The sequence below is a fragment of the Pandoraea sp. LA3 genome (assembly GCF_022696215.1).
GTDB lineage: Bacteria > Pseudomonadota > Gammaproteobacteria > Burkholderiales > Burkholderiaceae > Pandoraea > Pandoraea capi.
Genome location: NZ_PTPY01000010.1, coordinates 1 through 21,288, shown reverse-complemented (window position 1 = coordinate 21,288; position 21,288 = coordinate 1). Strand labels below are relative to the sequence as shown.

Sequence of the window (21,288 nt, the reverse complement as noted above, 5' to 3'; positions counted from 1 at the left end):
GTCGCACACGTGTGACTGCGGCCCGATAGAAGCCCGATGACCACGCAGATCAGCGATGGCTGAAGCTGGCCTTGAACGGCTGTTTCGGTACGACGACATCCTTCACGTCGCAGAAGAATTCGAAGCTCCAGTCGCCACCTTCGCGCCCGACACCGGAGCGTTTGATGCCGCCGAACGGCGCGGCCAGATCGCGAATACCGAAGCTGTTGATCCAGATGAAGCCGGTGCGAACACGCCCGGCAATCGCGATGGCATGCGCCTCGTCCCCATAGCAGACGCCGCCCAGCCCGTAGTCGGTGCCGTTGGCGAGATCCACGACTTCCTCGTCGCTCGTGAATGTCTGCAACGTGAGCACCGGGCCGAAGACCTCCTGCTGCACGATCTCGTCGTCCTGACGCAGATCGGTGAGCAACGTCGGCGCGAAGTACTGCGCACCGAAGGAATGCGGCGCACCGCCCCACAACACGCGTGCCCCGCCGGCCACTGCGCGCTCGACGAATCCCTGCACCCGTTCGAGCTGGCGCATGTGGATGATCGGGCCGACCTCGGTCGCCGCATCGCGCGGATCGCCCACGACGAGGTTCGCCACCACGTCGCGCAGCTTCGCAGTGAACGCCGCGGCGACGTCCGCATGCACCAGCAACCGCGTGCCCGCGAGGCACACCTGACCGGCATTGCGATACATCAGCGCGGCGGTGGCGGCGGCGGCGTCGAGATCTGCGTCGGCCAGTACGATGAACGCCGACTTGCCGCCGAGTTCCAGACTGCACGGCACGAGATTCGCAGCGGCCGTCTTCGCGATCCATTTCGCGGTCGCGACCGACCCCGTGAACGAGATGCGCGCGAGACGCGCGTCGCTCACCAGCGCCGCCCCCGTCGTCGCCCCCGCACCCTGCAACAGGTTGAAGACGCCCGGCGGCAGCCCGGCTTCCTGTGCGCAATCGGCGAGTAACGACGACGTCAGCGGCGCCCACTCCGGCGCTTTGAGCACCGCCGTATTGCCGGATGCGAGCGCCGGGCCGATCTTCCACGTCGCGAGCATCAACGGCGAATTCCACGGCGTGATCACGGCGACCACGCCCGCCGGGTCATGACGCACGAGATGGCGCGCCTGTGGCGTCTCGATGACACGGTCCTGCAACGTGAGCGCGTGCTCGGCGAACCACGTGATGTTCTGCATGGCACGCGGCACCACGCCGTGCGCCATGCGTGAACGCAGCACCCCGGCGTCGGCGCTCTCCAGCGTGGCGAAGGCGTCTGCACGGCGGCCGATGGCCTCGGCGAAGCGCTGGAGATACGGTTGACGTTGCGCCGCACCGAGCGCCGCCCACGCGGGAAACGCTGCGGCCGCCGACGTCACTGCCGCGTCGACATGCGCCTGATTGCCGCTCGCGATCTCGCCGAGGAGTGTCTGGTCGATGGGCGAGACACACGCGAATGTCTCGTCGGACGCCACGCGACGGCCGTCGATATAGTGATCCGGCGATACCGGTACGCCGACGATCTCGATAGGGGGAGTGCTCATGCCATGTCTCGTTAAAAGGGCTTGGGAGTCGGATGGCGCTTGCTGTCCTGCACCACCATCCGCCTGTCGCTCACGCGCTTGCGTCGCGGGCGCCGTCGGTGAACTTGCTGGCCAGCGCGCGGCTCGCGCTCGCCAGCAACGTCGTGTCGATGCCCACGGCGATGAACGTCACGCCGAGGTCGAGGTAGTGACGCGCCAGCGTCTCGTCGACACACAGGATTCCCGCCGCTTTGCCCGCGCGACGGATGCGGGCGATACCGTCCTCGATGGTCTTGCGCACTTCCGGGTGCGTCGCCTGACCGAGATAGCCCATCGACGCCGCCAGATCCGCCGGGCCGATGAAGACGCCGTGCACGCCGTCGACGGCGGCGATCTCGTCGACCTGCGCGAGAGCGTCGGCGGTCTCCACCTGCACCAGCAGGCATGTCGTGTCGTTCGCGGCGTGCAGATAGTCCTCGTAACGATTCCAGCGCGACGAGCGCGCCAGCCCGCTGCCCACACCGCGCGTGCCCTGCGGTGGATACCGTGTGGCGCTGGCCAGATCGCGCGCCATCGCGGCGGACTCGACCATCGGCACGAGCAACGTCGTCGCGCCGATTTCCAGCACCTGCTTGATGAGCGCGGCGTCGCCATGCGGCAGACGCACCACCGGGTGCGTCGGATAGGGGGCGACGGCCTGCAACGTCGCGAGCGTCGTGCGCAGGTCGTTGGGCGCGTGCTCGCCGTCGATCACCAGCCAGTCGAAACCGCTGCCGGCACACAGCTCGGCGGCGTAAGGCGTCGCCAGTCCCATCCACAGGCCGATCTGTCGCTGGCCCTGCGCCAATGCCTGCTTGAATGCGTTCGGGGGTGTTTTCATGAGGTTGGCTCCATGGCACTCGATGGGATCGGTGTGCCCGATAGCGTCAAAATGGCCGTCCCCGACGAGGGGCCCTGGCCGGAATCCGTCGTCAGACGAAGCGCACGCCGATGGCACCGAGCGGGCCGTAGTCGGCGTGGAAGACGTCCCCCGCCGCGCATGCCACCGGGCGCGTGAACGATCCGGCGAGTACGATCTCTCCCGCCTGCAATCCTTCGTCGAAGGCGCCGAGTTTGTTGGCGAGCCACGCGATACCGTTCCCCGGATGGTTCAGCACCGCCGCACTCAGGCCGGACTCTTCGATCACCCCGTTGCGGTAGAGCAGCGCGCCCGCCCAGCGCAGGTCGATGGCGTCGGGTCTGACCGGACGCCCGCCGAGCACGATGGCGGCGTTCGCCGCGTTGTCGGCAATCGTGTCGAAGACCTTGCGCGGCGCTTTCGTCTCGCGGTCGAACAGTTCGATGCGTCCGTCGATGAGTTCGAGCGCCGGCGTGACCCACGCGGTGGCGTCGAGCACATCGAACAACGTAACGCCCGGCCCCTTGAGCGGCTTGGCGAGAATGAACGCCAGTTCCACTTCGAGACGCGGCACGATGAAGCGGGCCGCTTCCAGCGTGGCACCGTCGGCAACGAGCATGTCGTCGAGCAGCGTGCCGTGATCGGGTTCGGTGATCTGCGCGGCCACTTGCATCGCGCGCGACGTCAGGCCGATCTTGTGCCCGATCACGCGACGCCCCTCGGCGAACTTCAACGCCAGCCACGCCTGCGAAATCGCGTAGCTGTCGGCAATCGTCATCTCGGGATAGCGACGCGAGAACTGCATCACCGGCGTGCGGGTGCGCTCGGCCTCGTGCAACTCGCGGGCAAGGGACTGATGAATCGCAGGGTCGAGCCTGGGCATCGCGCTGTCTCCGGTTGTCTTGGTTTTTCGTCCGACGTTTTTGTCCGACCTTATCGTCCGACTTTCACGTCTGAACAGTCCCCTATTCTTGCGGCCCGCTGCGCCACCCACAATCAATCGATTCTGGGCGATTGATAAGCAAAACTGGATAATCGGATGCCCTCCAGTGGTGTCCGGATCGCCCCTCGATACCCCCACTGTCGCAACGCCGCCACACCCTAATCTGTTCGTTGAATCAGGTTCGATAAAACCGATCACCCCCATTTCGTCCGACTTCTCGCGGTCTTTGAAGCCCTTTCAACGATAACGTCGTGCTTTCTCGACGACACCTGCCCCCTCACCCATGACTCGCGACTAATAGCTACCTGCATTCGCCCATACCCATTAAAAATGAGAGTGATTTGCATTTATAATCCGCGACGCTTTATTACAACGCATTACGTCACGACGTATAACGATCCGACTGCCGCGGCACCACGTCTTAGCGCGTCTTTGCCAGCGGCCCGCTCGCCACACACTTGCAGTCACGAAGGTCAGCCAAGATGAAGATGTCCGTAAGTCGCCGTGCTCCTGCGGCCGCCGATACCCCTCATATCGCCCGCGTCCAGGGGATTCATCGTTTTACCGCCCACACCCGTCTGCCCCGCGCGACTGCCTGCGCTGCGGCTTTGCTCATGGCAACGCTCGGCACCGCCCATGCACAGCAGGCGACGACCGCCGCCGAAGCGAAGGCCGATGTCGAACTCGGCGCCGTCAATGTCTCGGGCGACTGGCTCGGCACGGGGCTGGACAACAGCGCGAAGACGTTCCCCGGCGCGCGCACGGTCGTGAAGAAGGAACAGATCGAAGAATCGGGCGCCACGAGCATCGGCGACGTGATGCGTCGCATCCCGGGCGTGCAGTCGACGGACAACTCGGGCACCGCCGGCAGCGCGATTTCGCTGAACATCGGCGTGCGTGGTCTCACCGGCCGCTACACGCCGCGCTCGACCGTGCTGCTCGACGGCATTCCGATGGCGGTCGCGCCGTATGGCCAGCCGCAGTTGTCGTTCGCGCCGGTCAGCCTGTTCAACATCGAGAGCATCGACGTCGTGCGCAGTGGCGGTGCCGTTCGCTACGGTCCGCAAAACGTGGGCGGCGTGATCAACTTCAAGACCCGCTCGATCCCGAATACGCCGGGCCTGACGGCAGACGCCACGGTGCGCGAGAACATCTACACCGCCGGTGGCGGCGCCAATACGCAATACAGCGCGTTCCTCGGCACGCAAATGGACAACGGTCTGGGCCTGGCGCTGCTGTACTCGGGCATGACCGGCCGCGACTGGCGCAAGGGCAGCGACGAGCGCGTGAACGACGTGGCATTGAAATGGCGCTACGACATCACGCCGAGCCAGCAGGTGTACGGCAAGCTCTCGTACTACGACGTGAAGTCGAAGACGCCCGGCGGCCTGACCGTCGCACAATTCAACGCCGATCCGTTCCAGAACACGCGTCCGAACGACTACTGGAGCGGCAACCGCACCGGCGTCGACTTCGGTTATCTGAATACGATCTCCGAGACGCAGGAATTCGAAGTCCGCACGTTCTTCAACTCGAGCTATCGCCAGAGCACGCTGGTCAACTCGACGTTCACGTCGACGACGCACCAGCCGCGTAACTACGAAACGTTCGGTTTCGAGCCGCGCTTCACGCAGCGTCTATTCTTCGGCCCGACGGCGCACGACGTGACCGTGGGCTATCGCTACATCCATGAGCGCGGCGACGACAACAACTGGACCACCACGCTCGCCACCGGCAAGAACTCGGCCACGCAGACGTTCAACAACTACACCAGCGCGAACGCGTTCTATATCGACGATCGCATGGCGTGGGGCAACTGGCGTCTGACGCCGGGCGTGCGTTACGAAATCATCAACTCGCAACGCGTGGACAACGCCAGCAACGCCACCTTCCGCTCGGATAACAACAAGGCGTTGCCGTCGGTGAACCTGTCGTATCTGGTGAACAGCGCGTGGACGGTCTTCGCGGACTACAGCACCTCGTTCGGTCCGGTGCAGAACACGCAGCTGAACTCGATGTCGGCGACGAACCCGCTGGAGCCGGAACTAGCCCGCACGTATGAAATCGGTACGCGCTGGACGGATAGCCGCTGGAAGGCCGAGCTCACCGCGTTCAAGATGAAGTTCGACAACCAGATTCTGCAAGTGCCGGGCATCGTCCCCGCGACCTTCCAGAACATCGGCGCGACGAACCACGACGGTATCGAAACCGCCATCGATTACACCTTCGATCGCGACAGCGTGCTGCGCGGCCTGAACGTGTACGCGAACTTCACCTACACGCGTGCGATCCAGAAGTCGGGCGCGACCGCCGGTCTGGATGTGCCGTTCTACTCGCGCTTCACCGACACGCTCGGCGCGCGCTACACGATCGGCCAGTGGACGTTCAACGTCTCGACCACGCACCAGAGCTCGCAGTACTCGGACCTCGCCAACACCGAAGCCGAATCGGCCGACGGCAGCAACGGGAAGGTGCCGGGCTTCCGCCTGTGGAACCTGCAAGCGAACTACAAGATCCCGTTCTACAAGAACGCCGATGTCACCGTGGGCCTGAACAACGTCTTCGACAAGCGCTACTACACGCGTAACGTCGACGGCAACGCAGGCCGCATGGTCGGTGCGCCGCGCATGGTCTACGTGCAAGGGCACTTCGGGTTCTGATCGGGAGGTATCCAGAGGTATCGGCGGGCGGGCGTGATGCCGATTGACTCACAACCGCTCACGCTCCCTCACGGACAAACGGCTCACATTGCGTGAGCCGTTTTGCTTTTGTCCGCTGCCGGGAATGACTTCGCGATGACGCGCAATGACTGCCCGTTACTTCGTGCGGCCGTAATCATCCTGGAAGCGCACGATGTCGTCTTCGCCGAGGTATGCCCCCGACTGGACTTCGATCAGCTCCAGCGGCACCTTGCCGGGGTTCTCGAGACGGTGCGTCGTGCCAACCGGGATGTACGTCGACTGATTCTCCGTGAGCAGAATCGTGTTGTCGCCATTCACCACGCGCGCCGTGCCCTTCACGACCACCCAGTGCTCCGAGCGGTGGAAGTGCATCTGCAAACTCAGTGACGCGCCCGGCTTCACCACGATCTTCTTCACCTGAAAGCGATCGCCCACACAGATGCCTTCATAGTCGCCCCACGGACGGAACACCCGTTGGTGGAAGACCGACTCCGAGCGACCGTCGGCAACGAGCTTCTCGACCACGCGTTTGACGTCCTGCACGTGGTCCTTCGAGGTGACCATCACGACGTCCGGCGTCTCGACGATCACGAGATTCTCCACGCCGATGGCCGCGACCATCCGGCTCTCGCTGCGCACGTAGCTGTTCTTCACGCCGTGCACGATGGCGTCGCCGATCAGGCTATTGCCGTTCTCGTCCTGCTCGGCAATCTCTGCGACCGCCGACCACGAACCGATGTCGTTCCATCCGAGCCCTTCGGCGTCGACCACGGCGGCGTGACGGGCTTTCTCCATCACGGCGTAATCGATCGAGTCGGACGGGCAGGCCTCCAGGCTCGCCTTGTCCAGACGGAAGAAGTCGATGTCGACCGCGCCCTTGTCCACGGCAGCCGTGACCTGCTTGAGCATTTCCGGTGCGAGACGTTCGAGCTCCGCCAGATAGGACGACGCCTTGAACATGAACATGCCGCTGTTCCAGTAGCAGTTGCCGGCGGCGATCAGCTCGGCCGCCTTGGCAGCGTCGGGCTTCTCGACGAACTGGTCGATCCGGTAACCGCTCGCGCACGCTTGCGTGGCGGCACCGCGTCGGATGTAGCCGTAACCGGTGTGCGGCGACGTCGGTGGAATGCCGAAGGTCACGAGGAAGCCATCGTCGGCAAGCGTCTTCGCAGCACGCACCGCTTCGTGGAACTTCGCTGTGTTCGCGATGGCGTGATCGGACGGCAGCACGAGCAGCGTGGCGTCGGCGTCCTGGCGCAGCGCGATCAGCGCGGCTGCGGCCACCGCCGGCGCCGTATTGCGCGCGACGGGTTCGAGCACGATGGCGCCCGGCGTCGTATCGATGGCGCGCAATTGTTCCGCGACGAGGAAGCGCTGCTCGTTGTTGGAGATGACCAGCGGTGCGGCAGCGCCGCCCAGCGTGCCGATGCGTTTGACCGTCTGCTGGAGCAATGTGTCGGAACCGGCAAGCGCGAGGTATTGCTTGGGATAGCTGGCGCGCGACAGAGGCCACAGACGGGTACCGCTACCGCCGCACAGGATGACAGGAGTGATTGCCATATTCCGGATCGTAGAAGGTCTTGGAAAACTACGTCACATCGCTTTGAGCAAGCGGAAATTATATCGTTACTTCAAGTACTTAAAATAACATTGCGACGACATCCGAATGTCGCGCACGTGTCAGTCGCGATCACTTTTACCGTCGCGCAAAAGAAAAACGGCACCCCGCAAAGGGTGCCGTTCTCTTGATGCCTTGCGCCAGTCCGGCGGTGCCCGCTTTCGCAAGCGCCGCCGTTCCGGGAACTACCGTCTGGCTTACTCTGCCGTCGGCTCTTCCACCGAAGTGGGGATCGGGGCAAACGCCTCTTCCAGAGCGATCTGGTCGTGACGCTCGCGATCCGACGTTTCGCGGGCCTTGCGGGCCTTGTGATACGCCAGACCCGTACCTGCCGGGATCAGACGGCCGACGATGACGTTTTCCTTCAGGCCACGCAGGTCGTCCTTCTTGCCCATGATGGCGGCTTCGGTCAACACGCGCGTCGTTTCCTGGAACGATGCGGCCGAGATGAACGAGTCCGTCGACAGCGATGCCTTCGTAATACCCAGCAGCACGTTGTCGTACTGCGCCGGACGCTTGTCCGCGGCATTCATGGCGTCGTTCTCGTAGAGCATGTCCGAACGCTCGACCTGTTCGCCGATGATGAAGCGCGTATCGCCGTTGTCGGTGATCTGCACACGACGCAGCATCTGGCGAACGATCACCTCGATGTGCTTGTCGTTGATCTTCACACCCTGCAAACGGTACACGTCCTGAACTTCATCGACGATGTAGCGCGACAGCGCTTCGATACCCTGCAAGCGCAGGATGTCGTGCGGGTCGGCCGGGCCGTCCACGATCATTTCGCCCTTGTTCACCACCTGACCGTCGTGCACCAGCACCTGCTTTTCCTTCGGAATCAGGAACTCGTGCTGGTTGCCGTCCAGATCGGTAATGACCAGACGCTGCTTGCCCTTCGTGTCCTTACCGAACGACGTCGTACCCGTGACTTCGGCCAGAATGCCGGCGTCCTTCGGTGCACGTGCTTCGAACAGTTCGGCCACACGCGGCAGACCCCCGGTAATGTCGCGGGTCTTCTGCGCTTCGGTCGGGATACGTGCGAGCACTTCGCCCACCGGCACCTGCTGACCGTCCTTGATGGTGATCAGTGCGCCCACCTGGAAGCCGATCGTCACTGCGTGATCGGTACCCGGGATCTTCACTTCCACACCATTCTCGTCGAGCAGCTTGACCTGCGGACGCACGTTCTTCGACGCCGGACCACGACGCTTCGGATCGATCACGACCAGCGTGGACAGACCCGTCACATCGTCGATCTGCTTGGCAACCGTGACACCTTCCTCGACGTTCTCGAACTTGGCGAAGCCGCCGTGTTCGGTAATGATCGGGCGCGTCAGCGGATCCCACGTACCCAGTTGGGCGCCGGCCTTGACCTGCGCACCATCCAGTTGCAGCAGCGTGGCGCCGTACGGCACCTTGTGACGCTCGCGCTCACGGCCATGATCGTCCGTGATCAGGATTTCACCCGAACGCGAGATCGCGATCTGCTCGCCGCGGCCGTTGGTCACGTAACGCATGGTCGCCGTGAAGCGCACCGTACCGTTCGACTTGGCTTCGATCGACGAGGCCACTGCCGCACGCGATGCCGCACCACCGATGTGGAACGTACGCATCGTGAGCTGCGTGCCCGGTTCGCCGATCGACTGCGCGGCGATCACACCGACCGCTTCGCCGACGTTCACACGCGTACCACGGCCCAGATCGCGGCCATAGCATGCGGCGCACAGACCGAAACGCGTATCGCAGGTCAACGGCGTGCGCACGCGCACTTCGTCGATACCCAGCGCTTCGATCATTTCGACGACGTCTTCGTCCAGCAGCGTGCCGGCTTCGTACACCGTTTCCTGCGTCTCCGGATTCACGACGTCGGACACGGCCACGCGACCCAGGATACGGTCACGCAGGGCTTCGACCACTTCACCGCCCTCGACCAGCGCCTTCATGACCACGCCGTTGCTCGTGCCGCAATCGTCTTCGACCACGACCAGATCCTGCGTCACGTCGACCAGACGACGCGTCAGGTAACCCGAGTTTGCCGTCTTCAGTGCCGTATCAGCCAGACCCTTACGTGCACCGTGGGTCGAGATGAAGTACTGCAACACGTTCAGGCCTTCGCGGAAGTTCGCGGTAATCGGCGTCTCGATGATCGAGCCGTCCGGCTTGGCCATCAGGCCACGCATACCGGCGAGCTGGCGAATCTGGGCGCTCGAACCGCGAGCACCGGAGTCGGCCATCATGTAAATCGAGTTGAACGACTCCTGATCCACGGTGTTGCCATCGCGGTCGGTCGTCTTTTCCTTCGAGAGCTGCTCCATCATCGCCTTACCCACGGCGTCACCGGTAGCACCCCAAATGTCCACGACGTTGTTGTAACGTTCTTGCGCCGTGACCAGACCCGACATGTACTGACGGTCGTATTCCTTGACCTTCTTCGACGCTTCGCCGATCAGCTCTTCCTTCTTCGTCGGCACGAGCATGTCGTCGACGCAGATCGAGATACCGGCGCGCGTTGCCAGGCGGAAGCCCGACTGCATCAGCTTGTCGACGAAGATCACCGTCTCGCGCAGACCGCAGCGGCGGAACGCCGTGTTGATCAGCTTCGAGATTTCCTTCTTCTTGAGCGACTTGTTCAGCACCGAGAACGGCAGGCCCGGCGGCAGAATTTCCGACAGGATCGCGCGGCCGACGGTCGTCGGGTACAGCGTGATCTTCGGCGTCTTCTCGCCCGTTTCCGGATCGACCGTGTACTCCGTGATACGCACGTTCACACGCGAAGCCAGTTCGACTTCCTTGTTGTCGTACGCACGCAGCACTTCCGAGACGTCGATGAACGACAGGCCTTCGCCGCGGCCGTTGATCTTGTCGCGGGTCGCGTAGTACAGACCCAGCACGATATCCTGCGACGGCACGATCGACGGATCGCCGTTAGCCGGGAACAACACGTTGTTCGAGGCCAGCATCAGGGTACGCGCTTCCATCTGCGCTTCGAGCGACAGCGGCACGTGAACGGCCATCTGGTCACCGTCGAAGTCGGCGTTGAACGCCGCGCAAACCAGCGGGTGAAGCTGAATTGCCTTGCCTTCGATCAGCACCGGCTCAAACGCCTGAATACCCAGGCGGTGCAGCGTCGGTGCGCGGTTCAGCATGATCGGATGTTCGCGGATCACATCTTCGAGGATGTCCCACACCACCGCCGTCTGGTTCTCGACTTCCTTCTTCGCGGCCTTGATGGTCGTGGCCACGCCCATCACTTCCAGCTTGTGGAAGATGAACGGCTTGAAGAGTTCGAGCGCCATCAGCTTCGGCAGACCGCACTGATGCAGCTTGAGCGTCGGGCCCACGGTAATCACCGAACGGCCCGAGTAGTCGACGCGCTTACCCAGCAGGTTCTGACGGAAACGACCGCTCTTACCCTTGATCATGTCGGCCAGCGACTTGAGCGGACGCTTGTTCGCACCGGTCATCGCCTTACCGCGACGGCCGTTGTCGAGCAGCGAGTCCACGGACTCTTGCAGCATGCGCTTTTCGTTGCGCACGATGATGTCCGGGGCCTTGAGCTCGAGCAGACGCTTCAGACGGTTGTTACGGTTGATGACGCGGCGATACAGATCGTTCAGGTCCGAGGTCGCGAAGCGGCCACCGTCGAGCGGCACCAGCGGGCGCAGTTCGGGCGGCAGCACCGGCAGCACTTCGAGCACCATCCACTCGGGCTTGATGCCCGAGCGCTGGAATGCCTCAAGGACCTTCAGGCGCTTGGCGTACTTCTTGATCTTGGCTTCCGAGCCCGTGGCTTGCAGCTCGGCGCGCAGATGCTCGACCTGCTGGTCGATGTCGATCGAGCGCAGCAGCTCGCGCACGCCTTCCGCGCCCATCTCGGCACGGAATTCGTCGCCGTATTCCTCGACCTTGTTGTAGTAATCCTCCTCGGTCATGATCTGGCAACGCTTGAGCGGCGTCATGCCCGGTTCGAGGACCACATACGCTTCGAAGTACAGCACGCGTTCGATGTCGCGCAGCGTCATGTCGAGCACCATGCCCAGACGCGACGGGAGCGACTTCAGGAACCAGATGTGCGCGACCGGCGAGGCCAGTTCGATGTGGCCCATGCGCTCACGACGCACCTTGGCCAGCGTCACTTCAACGCCGCACTTCTCGCAGATCACGCCACGGTGCTTCAGACGCTTGTACTTGCCGCAAAGGCATTCGTAATCCTTGATCGGACCGAAGATCTTTGCGCAGAACAGACCGTCGCGCTCGGGCTTGAAAGTCCGGTAGTTGATCGTCTCCGGCTTCTTCACTTCACCGAACGACCACGAACGGATCTTGTCCGGCGAAGCCAGACCGATCTTGATCGCGTCGAACTGTTCGTCCTGCTGGACTTGCTTGAATAGATCGAGCAAAGCTTTCATTGCTTTCTCCTATTTGCCTGAACGCGATTAACCGCGCTCCAGGTCGATATCGATACCGAGCGAACGGATTTCCTTGACCAGCACGTTGAACGATTCCGGCATGCCGGCATCGATCACGTGATCGCCCTTGACGAGGTTCTCGTACACCTTCGTACGGCCCGTCACGTCATCCGACTTCACCGTCAGCATTTCCTGCAGCACATACGATGCGCCGTAAGCTTCCAGTGCCCACACTTCCATTTCACCGAAGCGCTGACCACCGAACTGAGCCTTACCGCCCAACGGCTGTTGCGTCACCAGCGAGTACGGACCGGTCGAACGTGCGTGCATCTTGTCGTCGACCAGGTGGTGCAGCTTGAGCATGTGCATGAAGCCGCAGGTGACCGTACGCTCGAAGGCTTCGCCAGTGCGACCGTCGAACAGCGTGACCTGGTTCTTCGACTTGGTCATGCCGAGTTCCTTCGCGATGTGATCCGGGAACGCCAGATCCAGCATGCGACGGATTTCCTCTTCATGCGCGCCATCGAACACCGGCGTCGCGAACGGGACACCGTTCTGCAGGTTGCGAGCGAGCGACATGACTTCGTCGTCCGACAGGCTGTCGATATCTTCTTGCTGACCGCTCTCGTTGTAGATCTTCGTCAGGAACTTGCGAACTTCCTGGACCTTGGTGTGCGCTTGCAGCATTTCGCCGATACGCCAGCCCAGACCCTTCGCTGCCCAGCCGAGGTGCGACTCGAGAATCTGACCCACGTTCATCCGCGACGGCACGCCGAGCGGGTTGAGCACGATGTCTGCCGGACGGCCATCGGCCATGTACGGCATATCCTCGATCGGCACGATCTTCGAGACCACACCCTTGTTACCGTGACGGCCGGCCATCTTGTCGCCAGGCTGCAGACGACGCTTGACCGCCAGGTACACCTTGACCATCTTCAGCACGCCCGGCGGCAGTTCGTCGCCTTGCGTGAGCTTCTTGCGCTTTTCTTCGAAGGCGAGGTCGAACGAGTGACGCTTCTGCTCGATCGATTCCTTGATCTGCTCGAGCTGTTGCGCACCTTCATCTTCCGCCAGACGGATGTCGAACCAGTGGTAGCGATCCAGATCGGCCAGGTATTCCTTGGTGATCTTGGTGCCCTTGGCGAGCTTCTTCGGACCGCCGTTGGCCGTCTTGCCCACCAGGAAACGCTCCAGACGCTGGAATGCGTCGCCTTCCACGATACGCAGCTGGTCGTTCAGGTCCAGGCGATAGCCCTTCAGTTCATCGTCGATGATCTGCTGAGCACGCTTGTCGCGCTGAATGCCTTCACGCGTGAACACCTGCACGTCGATGACGGTACCGCTCATGCCCGACGGCACGCGCAGCGAGGTGTCCTTCACGTCCGAAGCCTTCTCGCCGAAGATCGCGCGCAGCAGCTTTTCTTCCGGCGTGAGCTGGGTTTCGCCCTTCGGCGTGACCTTGCCCACCAGCACGTCGCCAGCTTCGACTTCCGCACCGATGTACACGATGCCCGACTCGTCCAGACGGCTCAGTTGCACTTCAGCCAGGTTCGAGATGTCGCGCGTGATTTCTTCCGGTCCGAGCTTCGTGTCGCGAGCGACCACGTTCAGTTCTTCGATGTGGATCGACGTGTAACGGTCTTCCGCAACGACACGTTCCGAGATCAGGATCGAGTCTTCGAAGTTGTAGCCGTTCCACGGCATGAACGCGATCAGCATGTTCTGACCGAGCGCCAATTCACCCAGGTCGGTCGACGCGCCGTCGGCGATCACATCGCCGCGCGCCACCTTGTCGCCCACTTCCACGATCGGGCGCTGGTTGATGTTGGTGTTCTGGTTCGAACGCGTGTACTTGATCAGGTTGTAGATGTCCACGCCGACTTCACCGGCGACGGCTTCATCGTCGTTCACGCGAATCACCACACGGCCTGCGTCGACGTAATCGACCACACCGCCACGGAACGCCTGCACGGTCGTACCCGAGTCGACAGCCACCGTACGTTCGATACCCGTACCGACGACCGCCTTTTCCGGACGCAGGCAAGGCACGGCCTGGCGCTGCATGTTCGAACCCATCAATGCGCGGTTCGCGTCATCGTGCTCGAGGAACGGAATCAGCGAGGCAGCGACCGAGACGATCTGCGACGGCGCCACGTCCATGTACTGGATGCGGTCCGGCGTGACCATCAGCGTTTCACCGGCTTCACGCGACGACACCAGTTCGTCGGTGAGTTCGCCGCTGGCGCCGATCGACGCGTTCGCCTGAGCGATCACGTAACGACCTTCTTCAATGGCCGACAGGTAGTCGATCTGGTCGGTGACCTTACCGTCCACCACCTTGCGGTACGGCGTCTCGAGGAAGCCGTATTCGTTCAGGCGGGCGTACAGTGCCAGCGAGTTGATCAGACCAATGTTCGGACCTTCCGGCGTCTCGATCGGGCACACGCGGCCGTAGTGGGTCGGGTGCACGTCGCGGACTTCGAAGCCTGCACGCTCGCGCGTCAGACCGCCCGGGCCCAGTGCGGAAACACGACGCTTGTGCGTGATTTCCGACAGCGGGTTGGTCTGGTCCATAAACTGCGACAGCTGCGACGAACCGAAGAACTCGCGAATGGCCGACGAAATCGGCTTGCTGTTGATCAGGTCGTGCGGCATCAGGTTTTCCGACTCGGCCTGACCCAGACGTTCCTTCACAGCGCGCTCGACACGCACCAGACCGGCGCGGAACTGGTTCTCGGCCAGTTCGCCGACGCAACGCACACGACGGTTACCCAGGTGGTCGATGTCGTCGACTTCGCCGCGGCCGTTACGCAGATCCACCAGGATCTTGATGGTCGCGAGAATGTCGTCGTCTTCCAGCGTCATCGGTCCGAGCACTTCGTCACGGCCGACACGGCGGTTGAACTTCATACGACCCACCTTCGACAGGTCGTACGCTTCTTCGCTGTAGAACAGACGGTTGAACAGTGCCTCGACCGCATCTTCGGTCGGCGGCTCACCCGGGCGCATCATGCGATAGATCGCGATACGCGCGGCCGTCTGGTCGGCGGTTTCGTCGATACGCAGCGTGGCCGAGATGTACGAACCCTGATCCAGATCGTTCGTGTACAGCGTCTGGATGTCCGACACGCCCGACTCGCGCAGCTTGACCAGCACGCTTTCGGTGATTTCGTCGTTGGCGTTGGCGATCACTTCGCCGGTGTCGCCATCGATCACGTTCTTCGCGAGCACGCGGCCGAGGAGATAGTCTTCCGGCACCGAGATGAACTTGGTGTTGGCGTTCTCCAGATCGCGGATGTGCTTGGCGTTGACGCGCTTGTCCTTCTGGACAATGACCTTGCCTTCGCGATCCGTGATGTCGAAACGTGCGACTTCACCACGCAGACGCTCCGGCACGAACTCCATCTGCGCGCCTTCCGGCATCAGCTTGAAGTTGTCGAACACGAAGAAGTTCGCGAGGATCTGTTCCGGCGTCAGGCCGATCGCCTTGAGCAGGATCGTGACCGGCATCTTGCGACGGCGGTCAACGCGGAAGTACAGGATGTCCTTCGGATCGAATTCGAAGTCGAGCCACGAGCCGCGGTAGGGGATGATACGCGCGGAGAACAGCAGCTTGCCCGAGCTGTGCGTCTTGCCCTTGTCGTGTTCGAAGAACACGCCCGGCGAACGGTGCAGCTGCGAGACGATGACACGTTCCGTGCCATTGATGACGAAGGAACCCGTCGAGGTCATGAGCGGAATTTCGCCCATGTACACTTCCTGTTCCTTCACTTCCTTGACTACCGGCTTGTTCGGCGATTCCTTGTCGAGAATCACCAGACGAACCTTGGCGCGCAGGGCCGAGCAGAAGGTCAGGCCACGCTGTTGACATTCCTTGACATCGAACGCGGGAGTGCCCAGCAAATAGCTGACGAACTCAAGGCGTGCGAACCCGTTGTGAGAAACGATCGGGAAAATGGAGGAGAAGGCTGCTTGCAGACCCTCCGGCTTCCGCTCCGATGCAAGCGCCTCGGCTTGCAAGAACGATGTGTACGAGGCGAGCTGGGTGGCCAGCAAAAACGGCACCTTGTGCACGGTCGGACGCTTCGCAAAACTCTTGCGAATGCGTTTCTTCTCGGTGAAGGAATAGTGCATTACGATCTCCGAATCACTACGCTGACGACGACGGCAGGCATCGTCAACGGGTGTTCATCGACTGAGACCAGACGTCCCCCACGGCGGGCTTGCCGCGGAGCAACGAGCTTGGTGGTTGGCCGCTACCAACCGCTGGCTGACGGCGACGGATGCCTGTGTTGCCCGTCGCCCGACCAAACTTGCCTTCTGCAGTCGCTTCAGAAGACAAAGAGAAAACCGTTACGGGCGTTTGCACGCTTGCCGTCGCGATTTTTTCTTTGGCCTCTCGGTTGCCACTTTTCTGCGGTGAACTTGCCGCAGCCGCACATCCCGGTGACGGAACACGCGTTTGAAACATTGCCAACCATTCGATATGGGGCGAAACCACTGTTATTTCAACAACTTGGCGAAGCTTCACGCCAGCTATCGAATTTGAATTCCCGATTTTGGGATTTGCATCTCCTGAAAGCACAAAAAGGCTGACGACATTTCGTCGCCAGCCTTCCCTACGCGCAGAGCCGAATTACTTAACTTCGACCTTGGCGCCGGCTTCTTCCAGCTTCTTCTTGGCTTCTTCAGCAGCAGCCTTGTCGACGCCTTCCTTGACAGCCTTCGGAGCGCCATCAACCAGATCCTTGGCTTCCTTCAGGCCCAGGCCGGTGATTTCGCGGACGGCCTTAATGACGCCGACCTTGTTTGCACCGACTTCTGCCAGGATGACGTTGAATTCGGTTTGCTCTTCAGCAGCAGCAGCACCGCCGCCAGCACCAGCCGGGCCAGCAACTGCCAAGGCAGCAGCCGACACGCCGAACTTCTCTTCGAACGCCTTGACCAGGTCGTTCAGTTCCATAACCGACATCGCGCCTACGGCTTCGATGATTTCGTCTTTCGTGATTGCCATTTGTAAAACTCCTAGATTGTGTTCGGACCGAAGTCAGCGATCGTGTAACCGAAGAGAGAATTAAGCAGCTTCCGCTTGCTTTTTCTCTGCCACGGCAGCCAGGACGCGAGCAAAGCCGGAAACCGGCGCTTGCATGACACCCAGCAACTTCGCGAGCAGTTCGTCGCGGCTCGGGATCGAGGCCAGCGCTTGCACGCCTGCCTTGTCCATCACCTTGCCGTCGTACGAGCCGGCCTTCAAGATCAACTTGTCGTTGCCCTTCGAAAAGTCGTTCAAGACTTTCGCAGCGGCTACGGGATCCGTCGAGATACCGTAGATCAGAGGACCGGTCATCTGCTCAGCCAGGTCAGCAAACGGGGTGTTTTCCACCGCGCGGCGTGCCAGCGTGTTCTTCAGAACGCGCAGGTAGACGCCTTGCTGACGCGCATTGGCGCGAAGCTTCGTCAGATCGCCAACCGTGATTCCGCGATATTCAGCCACAACGATGGTCGAAGCACCGGCGACTTGCGCCGAAACTTCTGCCACGACGGCTTTCTTATCATCAAGATTAAGTGCCACGGTTAACCTCCAAAATTGACATCACCTCATGGTGATGCCGTTCCACTAACGGCTTACCGACATGTCTGGAGTTTCAACCCCCGCACCCGGTTTCCCTGGCACGACGGCTTGACTGCATAACTTGTTCGGGTTCGCCATCTGCGTTGGCTGGCGTATTAAGGGAGCGTCAGTGAATGCCCATTCCCGCCAACGGTCTTTGATAACCGGAAGCGATTTCCAAAGAAGCCGCTTCCGCCCAAAGTCTTTTGCTACAGGCTTTCGATCTCGAGGATCTCAGCCATCGCAGGGGACGCCATCACCCTGCGATTGCGATGATGTCGCTTAGGCCGACAGGCTGGCCTGATCCACGCGCACGCCAACGCCCATCGTGCTCGACAAGGCGATCTTGCGCAGGTAGACACCCTTGCTCGAAGCCGGCTTCGACTTCGTCAGGGCTTCCAGCAGGGCCGAAAGGTTCTGCTGCAGTGCTGCCGGTTCGAACGAAGCGCGACCGATCGTGGCGTGGATGATACCGGCCTTGTCGACGCGGAATTGCACCTGACCAGCCTTGGCGTTCTTCACAGCCGTGGCCACGTCCGGGGTCACCGTACCGACCTTCGGGTTCGGCATCAGGCCGCGCGGGCCGAGGATCTGACCCAGCGTACCGACGATACGCATCGTGTCCGGCGAAGCGATCACGATGTCGAAGTCCATGTTGCCGGCCTTGATCTGCTCGGCCAGGTCTTCCATACCGACGATTTCAGCGCCGGCAGCCTTGGCTTGCTCAGCCTTTTCGCCTTGGGCGAAAACAGCCACGCGAACCGACTTACCGGTACCTGCCGGCAGAACGACCGAACCGCGAACCACTTGGTCCGACTTCTTCGCGTCCACGCCCAGCTGGACGGCGACGTCGATCGACTCGTCGAACTTGGCGCTTGCGCATTCCTTGACCAGGGCCAGAGCGTCGCCGACCGGGTACAGCTTGTTGCGGTCGACCTTGGCGGCCAGTGCTTGTTGACGCTTAGAGATCTTAGCCATTACAGACCCTCCACCGTGATGCCCATCGAACGTGCGCTGCCAGCGATGGTGCGAACCGCGGCGTCCAGATCGGAGGCGGTAAGGTCAGGCATCTTGGTCTTCGCGATTTCTTCCGCTTGTGCGCGGGTGATCTTGCCCACCTTGTCGGTGTGCGGCTTGGCCGAACCCTTTTGCAGGTTGGCAGCCTTCTTGATCAGCACCGTTGCCGGCGGAGTCTTCAGGACAAACGTGAAGCTCTTGTCTGCGAAAGCGGTGATCACCACCGGAATCGGCAGACCCGGTTCGAGGCTCTGCGTTTGGGCGTTGAACGCCTTGCAGAACTCCATGATGTTCAGGCCACGCTGACCCAGGGCCGGGCCCACGGGGGGCGACGGGTTGGCTTTACCTGCAGGAATCTGCAGCTTGATAAAGCCGATGATTTTCTTTGCCATGGTTTACTCCGTAACGAATATGTGGCGCATATTCGGGGTTGAGTCATAGCGCGCTTTCGCCGGCAAACTGGCTACTGACGCTCCTCGGCGACGGGTGTCACCAACGCAAAAACGCGCCGGACGTCGCGCCGGCGCATTTTATTCTTAGATCTTTTCGACTTGTCCGAACTCCAGTTCTACTGGAGTTGCCCGTCCGAAGATGGTGACGGAAACACGGAGGCGGGATTTTTCGTAGTTCACTTCTTCCACCGAGCCATTGAAGTCCGTGAAAGGACCGTCCTTGACTCGAACCAGCTCGCCCACTTCGAACAACGTCTTGGGACGCGGCTTTTCAACCCCATCCTTGATTTGCGACATGATCTTGTCGACTTCTGCCTGACGAATCGGCATCGGGCGGTTACCCGTACCACCGATAAAACCGGTGACCTTGGGGGTGTTCTTCACCAAGTGCCACGATTCGTCCGTCATTTCCATCTCGCACAGCACGTAGCCGGGGAAGAAACGACGCTCGGTGACCTTCTTATGGCCAGCCGTGGTTTCAACAACTTCTTCAGTCGGCACAAGAATCTGGCCGAAGTAGTCTTGCATGCCCTCACGCGTAATGCGCTCTTGCAGTTGCTTGGCTACGCTTTTTTCCATGCCGGAGTAGGCATGAATGACGTACCAGCGCTTCTTGCTCGGTGCAGCTCCGGTATCAGACATATCACTTCCAGCCAAGAATCAAAGAGAACACGGCCCATTCGATCGTTTTGTCGCTGATCCACAGATACAGCGCCATCACGATGACGAACACGAAAACAATCGCGGTCGTTTGGGCGGCCTCTTTACGGGTTGGCCAAACGACCTTACCCACTTCCCGATACGCATCTTTAGCAAAGGCCATGAAGCCCTTGCCGGTTTGCGACATCAATGCCACAAAAGCTGCGATTGCCAGAACGACGACGATGGCAGCGACACGCACATAAAGTGCCTGTTGCTCCAGGGCGTAGAACGCCACGACGCCAGCAATCACCAGCAGCCCGGCCAGAGCCAGCAGCAGCTTGTCGCCAGTCGTACGTACAGTTTCTACGGGAGAATTCGCCATTTCCAGCTTGCAGACAGTTGTTTGGCAGGGGCAGAGGGAATCGAACCCCCAACCTTCGGTTTTGGAGACCGACGCTCTGCCAGTTGAGCTATACCCCTAAAACAGCAGAGGGGCCAGCCGCCAAAAGCTGACCCCGTAAGCGCGGACCGTTAAGGTACCGGCTTAAGCTACGATCGTTGCAACCACGCCGGCGCCGACAGTACGGCCACCTTCGCGGATTGCGAAACGCAGACCTTCGGTCATGGCGATCGGAGCGATCAGCTTGACCGTGATCGAAACGTTATCGCCAGGCATGACCATTTCCTTGCCTTCCGGCAGGCTGATCGAACCCGTCACGTCCGTCGTACGGAAGTAGAACTGCGGGCGGTAGTTGTTGAAGAACGGGGTGTGACGACCACCTTCATCCTTCGACAGAATGTATACCTCACCCGTGAAGTCCGTGTGCGGCTTGATCGAGCCCGGCTTGGCCAGAACCTGACCACGCTGAACTTCTTCACGCTTCGTACCGCGCAGCAGAATACCGACGTTGTCGCCTGCTTGACCTTGGTCGAGCAGCTTGCGGAACATTTCAACGCCCGTGCAAATCGTCTTGACCGTCGGAACGATACCGACGATTTCGATTTCTTCGCCGACCTTGATCACGCCCGATTCAACGCGACCCGTCACCACCGTGCCGCGACCCGAGATCGAGAACACGTCTTCCACCGGCATCAGGAACGTCTTGTCGATTGCACGTTCCGGCGTCGGAATGTACGAATCCAGTGCATCGGCCAGGGCCATGATGGCCACTTCGCCCAGTTCGCCCTTGTCGCCTTCCAGCGCCAGCTTGGCCGAACCCTTGATGATCGGCAGATCGTCGCCCGGGAACTCGTACTTGGTCAGAAGTTCACGCACTTCCATTTCGACCAGCTCGAGCAGCTCGGCGTCGTCGACCATGTCGCACTTGTTCAGGAACACGATGATGTACGGCACGCCAACCTGGCGGGCCAACAGGATGTGCTCACGCGTTTGCGGCATCGGGCCGTCAGCGGCCGAGCAAACCAGGATAGCGCCGTCCATCTGGGCAGCACCGGTAATCATGTTCTTGACGTAGTCGGCGTGGCCCGGGCAGTCAACGTGTGCGTAGTGGCG

Annotated in this window: 15 protein-coding genes and 1 tRNA gene; 1 reads left to right on the top strand and 15 read right to left on the bottom strand. The window is 61.3% G+C overall.

Annotated features, from left to right (window positions below):
• Positions 1–49: 49 nt before the first annotated feature.
• From C5N93_RS00270 to hpaH, 3 genes are all read right to left on the bottom strand, one after another.
• Positions 50–1,525: an aldehyde dehydrogenase family protein gene (locus tag C5N93_RS00270; RefSeq protein WP_242557845.1), complete on the bottom strand. Its 1,476-nt coding sequence runs from the start codon at positions 1,523–1,525 to the stop codon at positions 50–52.
• Positions 1,526–1,595: 70 nt separating this feature from the next.
• Complete coding sequence (hpaI, locus tag C5N93_RS00265; RefSeq protein ID WP_242557844.1) at positions 1,596–2,384, bottom strand: 4-hydroxy-2-oxoheptanedioate aldolase; 789 nt, start codon at positions 2,382–2,384, stop codon at positions 1,596–1,598.
• A 91-nt stretch (positions 2,385–2,475) separates the two neighbouring features.
• Positions 2,476–3,285: a 2-oxo-hept-4-ene-1,7-dioate hydratase gene (hpaH, locus tag C5N93_RS00260; RefSeq protein WP_242557843.1), complete on the bottom strand. Its 810-nt coding sequence runs from the start codon at positions 3,283–3,285 to the stop codon at positions 2,476–2,478.
• Positions 3,286–3,959: 674 nt separating this feature from the next.
• Between hpaH and C5N93_RS00255 the strand changes: the two genes are divergently transcribed.
• Positions 3,960–6,005, top strand: coding sequence for a TonB-dependent siderophore receptor (locus C5N93_RS00255; protein ID WP_242557842.1), 2,046 nt, complete (start codon positions 3,960–3,962; stop codon positions 6,003–6,005).
• Between the two features lie 156 nt (positions 6,006–6,161).
• Here C5N93_RS00255 and C5N93_RS00250 read toward each other — a convergent pair whose 3' ends face one another.
• The 12 genes from C5N93_RS00250 to tuf form a co-directional block, all read right to left on the bottom strand.
• On the bottom strand, positions 6,162–7,586 hold the full coding sequence (locus tag C5N93_RS00250) for a mannose-1-phosphate guanylyltransferase/mannose-6-phosphate isomerase (RefSeq protein ID WP_242557841.1): 1,425 nt from the start codon (positions 7,584–7,586) through the stop codon (positions 6,162–6,164).
• Positions 7,587–7,841: 255 nt separating this feature from the next.
• Complete coding sequence (rpoC, locus tag C5N93_RS00245) at positions 7,842–12,053, bottom strand: DNA-directed RNA polymerase subunit beta' (RefSeq protein ID WP_069343895.1); 4,212 nt, start codon at positions 12,051–12,053, stop codon at positions 7,842–7,844.
• Positions 12,054–12,080: 27 nt separating this feature from the next.
• The gene (gene rpoB, locus C5N93_RS00240; protein WP_069343894.1) at positions 12,081–16,187 is read right to left on the bottom strand and encodes a DNA-directed RNA polymerase subunit beta; all 4,107 of its coding nucleotides are present in this window, start codon (positions 16,185–16,187) and stop codon (positions 12,081–12,083) included.
• Positions 16,188–16,230: 43 nt separating this feature from the next.
• Positions 16,231–16,584, bottom strand: coding sequence for a hypothetical protein (locus C5N93_RS00235; protein WP_242557840.1), 354 nt, complete (start codon positions 16,582–16,584; stop codon positions 16,231–16,233).
• Between the two features lie 105 nt (positions 16,585–16,689).
• Positions 16,690–17,067: a 50S ribosomal protein L7/L12 gene (gene rplL, locus C5N93_RS00230; RefSeq protein ID WP_042113450.1), complete on the bottom strand. Its 378-nt coding sequence runs from the start codon at positions 17,065–17,067 to the stop codon at positions 16,690–16,692.
• Between the two features lie 60 nt (positions 17,068–17,127).
• Positions 17,128–17,625, bottom strand: coding sequence for a 50S ribosomal protein L10 (gene rplJ / locus C5N93_RS00225; protein ID WP_010804162.1), 498 nt, complete (start codon positions 17,623–17,625; stop codon positions 17,128–17,130).
• A 321-nt stretch (positions 17,626–17,946) separates the two neighbouring features.
• Positions 17,947–18,642: a 50S ribosomal protein L1 gene (gene rplA / locus C5N93_RS00220; protein WP_069343893.1), complete on the bottom strand. Its 696-nt coding sequence runs from the start codon at positions 18,640–18,642 to the stop codon at positions 17,947–17,949.
• On the bottom strand, positions 18,642–19,073 hold the full coding sequence (gene rplK / locus C5N93_RS00215) for a 50S ribosomal protein L11 (protein WP_039393782.1): 432 nt from the start codon (positions 19,071–19,073) through the stop codon (positions 18,642–18,644). The genes rplA and rplK overlap by 1 nt, the downstream gene beginning before the upstream one ends.
• Positions 19,074–19,217: 144 nt before the next feature.
• Positions 19,218–19,775 (bottom strand): transcription termination/antitermination protein NusG, encoded by a 558-nt coding sequence (gene nusG, locus C5N93_RS00210; RefSeq protein WP_069343892.1) that lies wholly within the window; start codon positions 19,773–19,775, stop codon positions 19,218–19,220.
• Position 19,776: 1 nt separating this feature from the next.
• Positions 19,777–20,157: a preprotein translocase subunit SecE gene (gene secE, locus C5N93_RS00205; RefSeq protein ID WP_069343891.1), complete on the bottom strand. Its 381-nt coding sequence runs from the start codon at positions 20,155–20,157 to the stop codon at positions 19,777–19,779.
• A 22-nt stretch (positions 20,158–20,179) separates the two neighbouring features.
• Positions 20,180–20,255, bottom strand: a tRNA-Trp gene (locus C5N93_RS00200).
• 64 nt (positions 20,256–20,319) lie between these two features.
• A partial coding sequence (tuf, locus tag C5N93_RS00195) for an elongation factor Tu (protein WP_242557839.1) occupies positions 20,320–21,288 on the bottom strand: 969 nt, incomplete at its 5' end.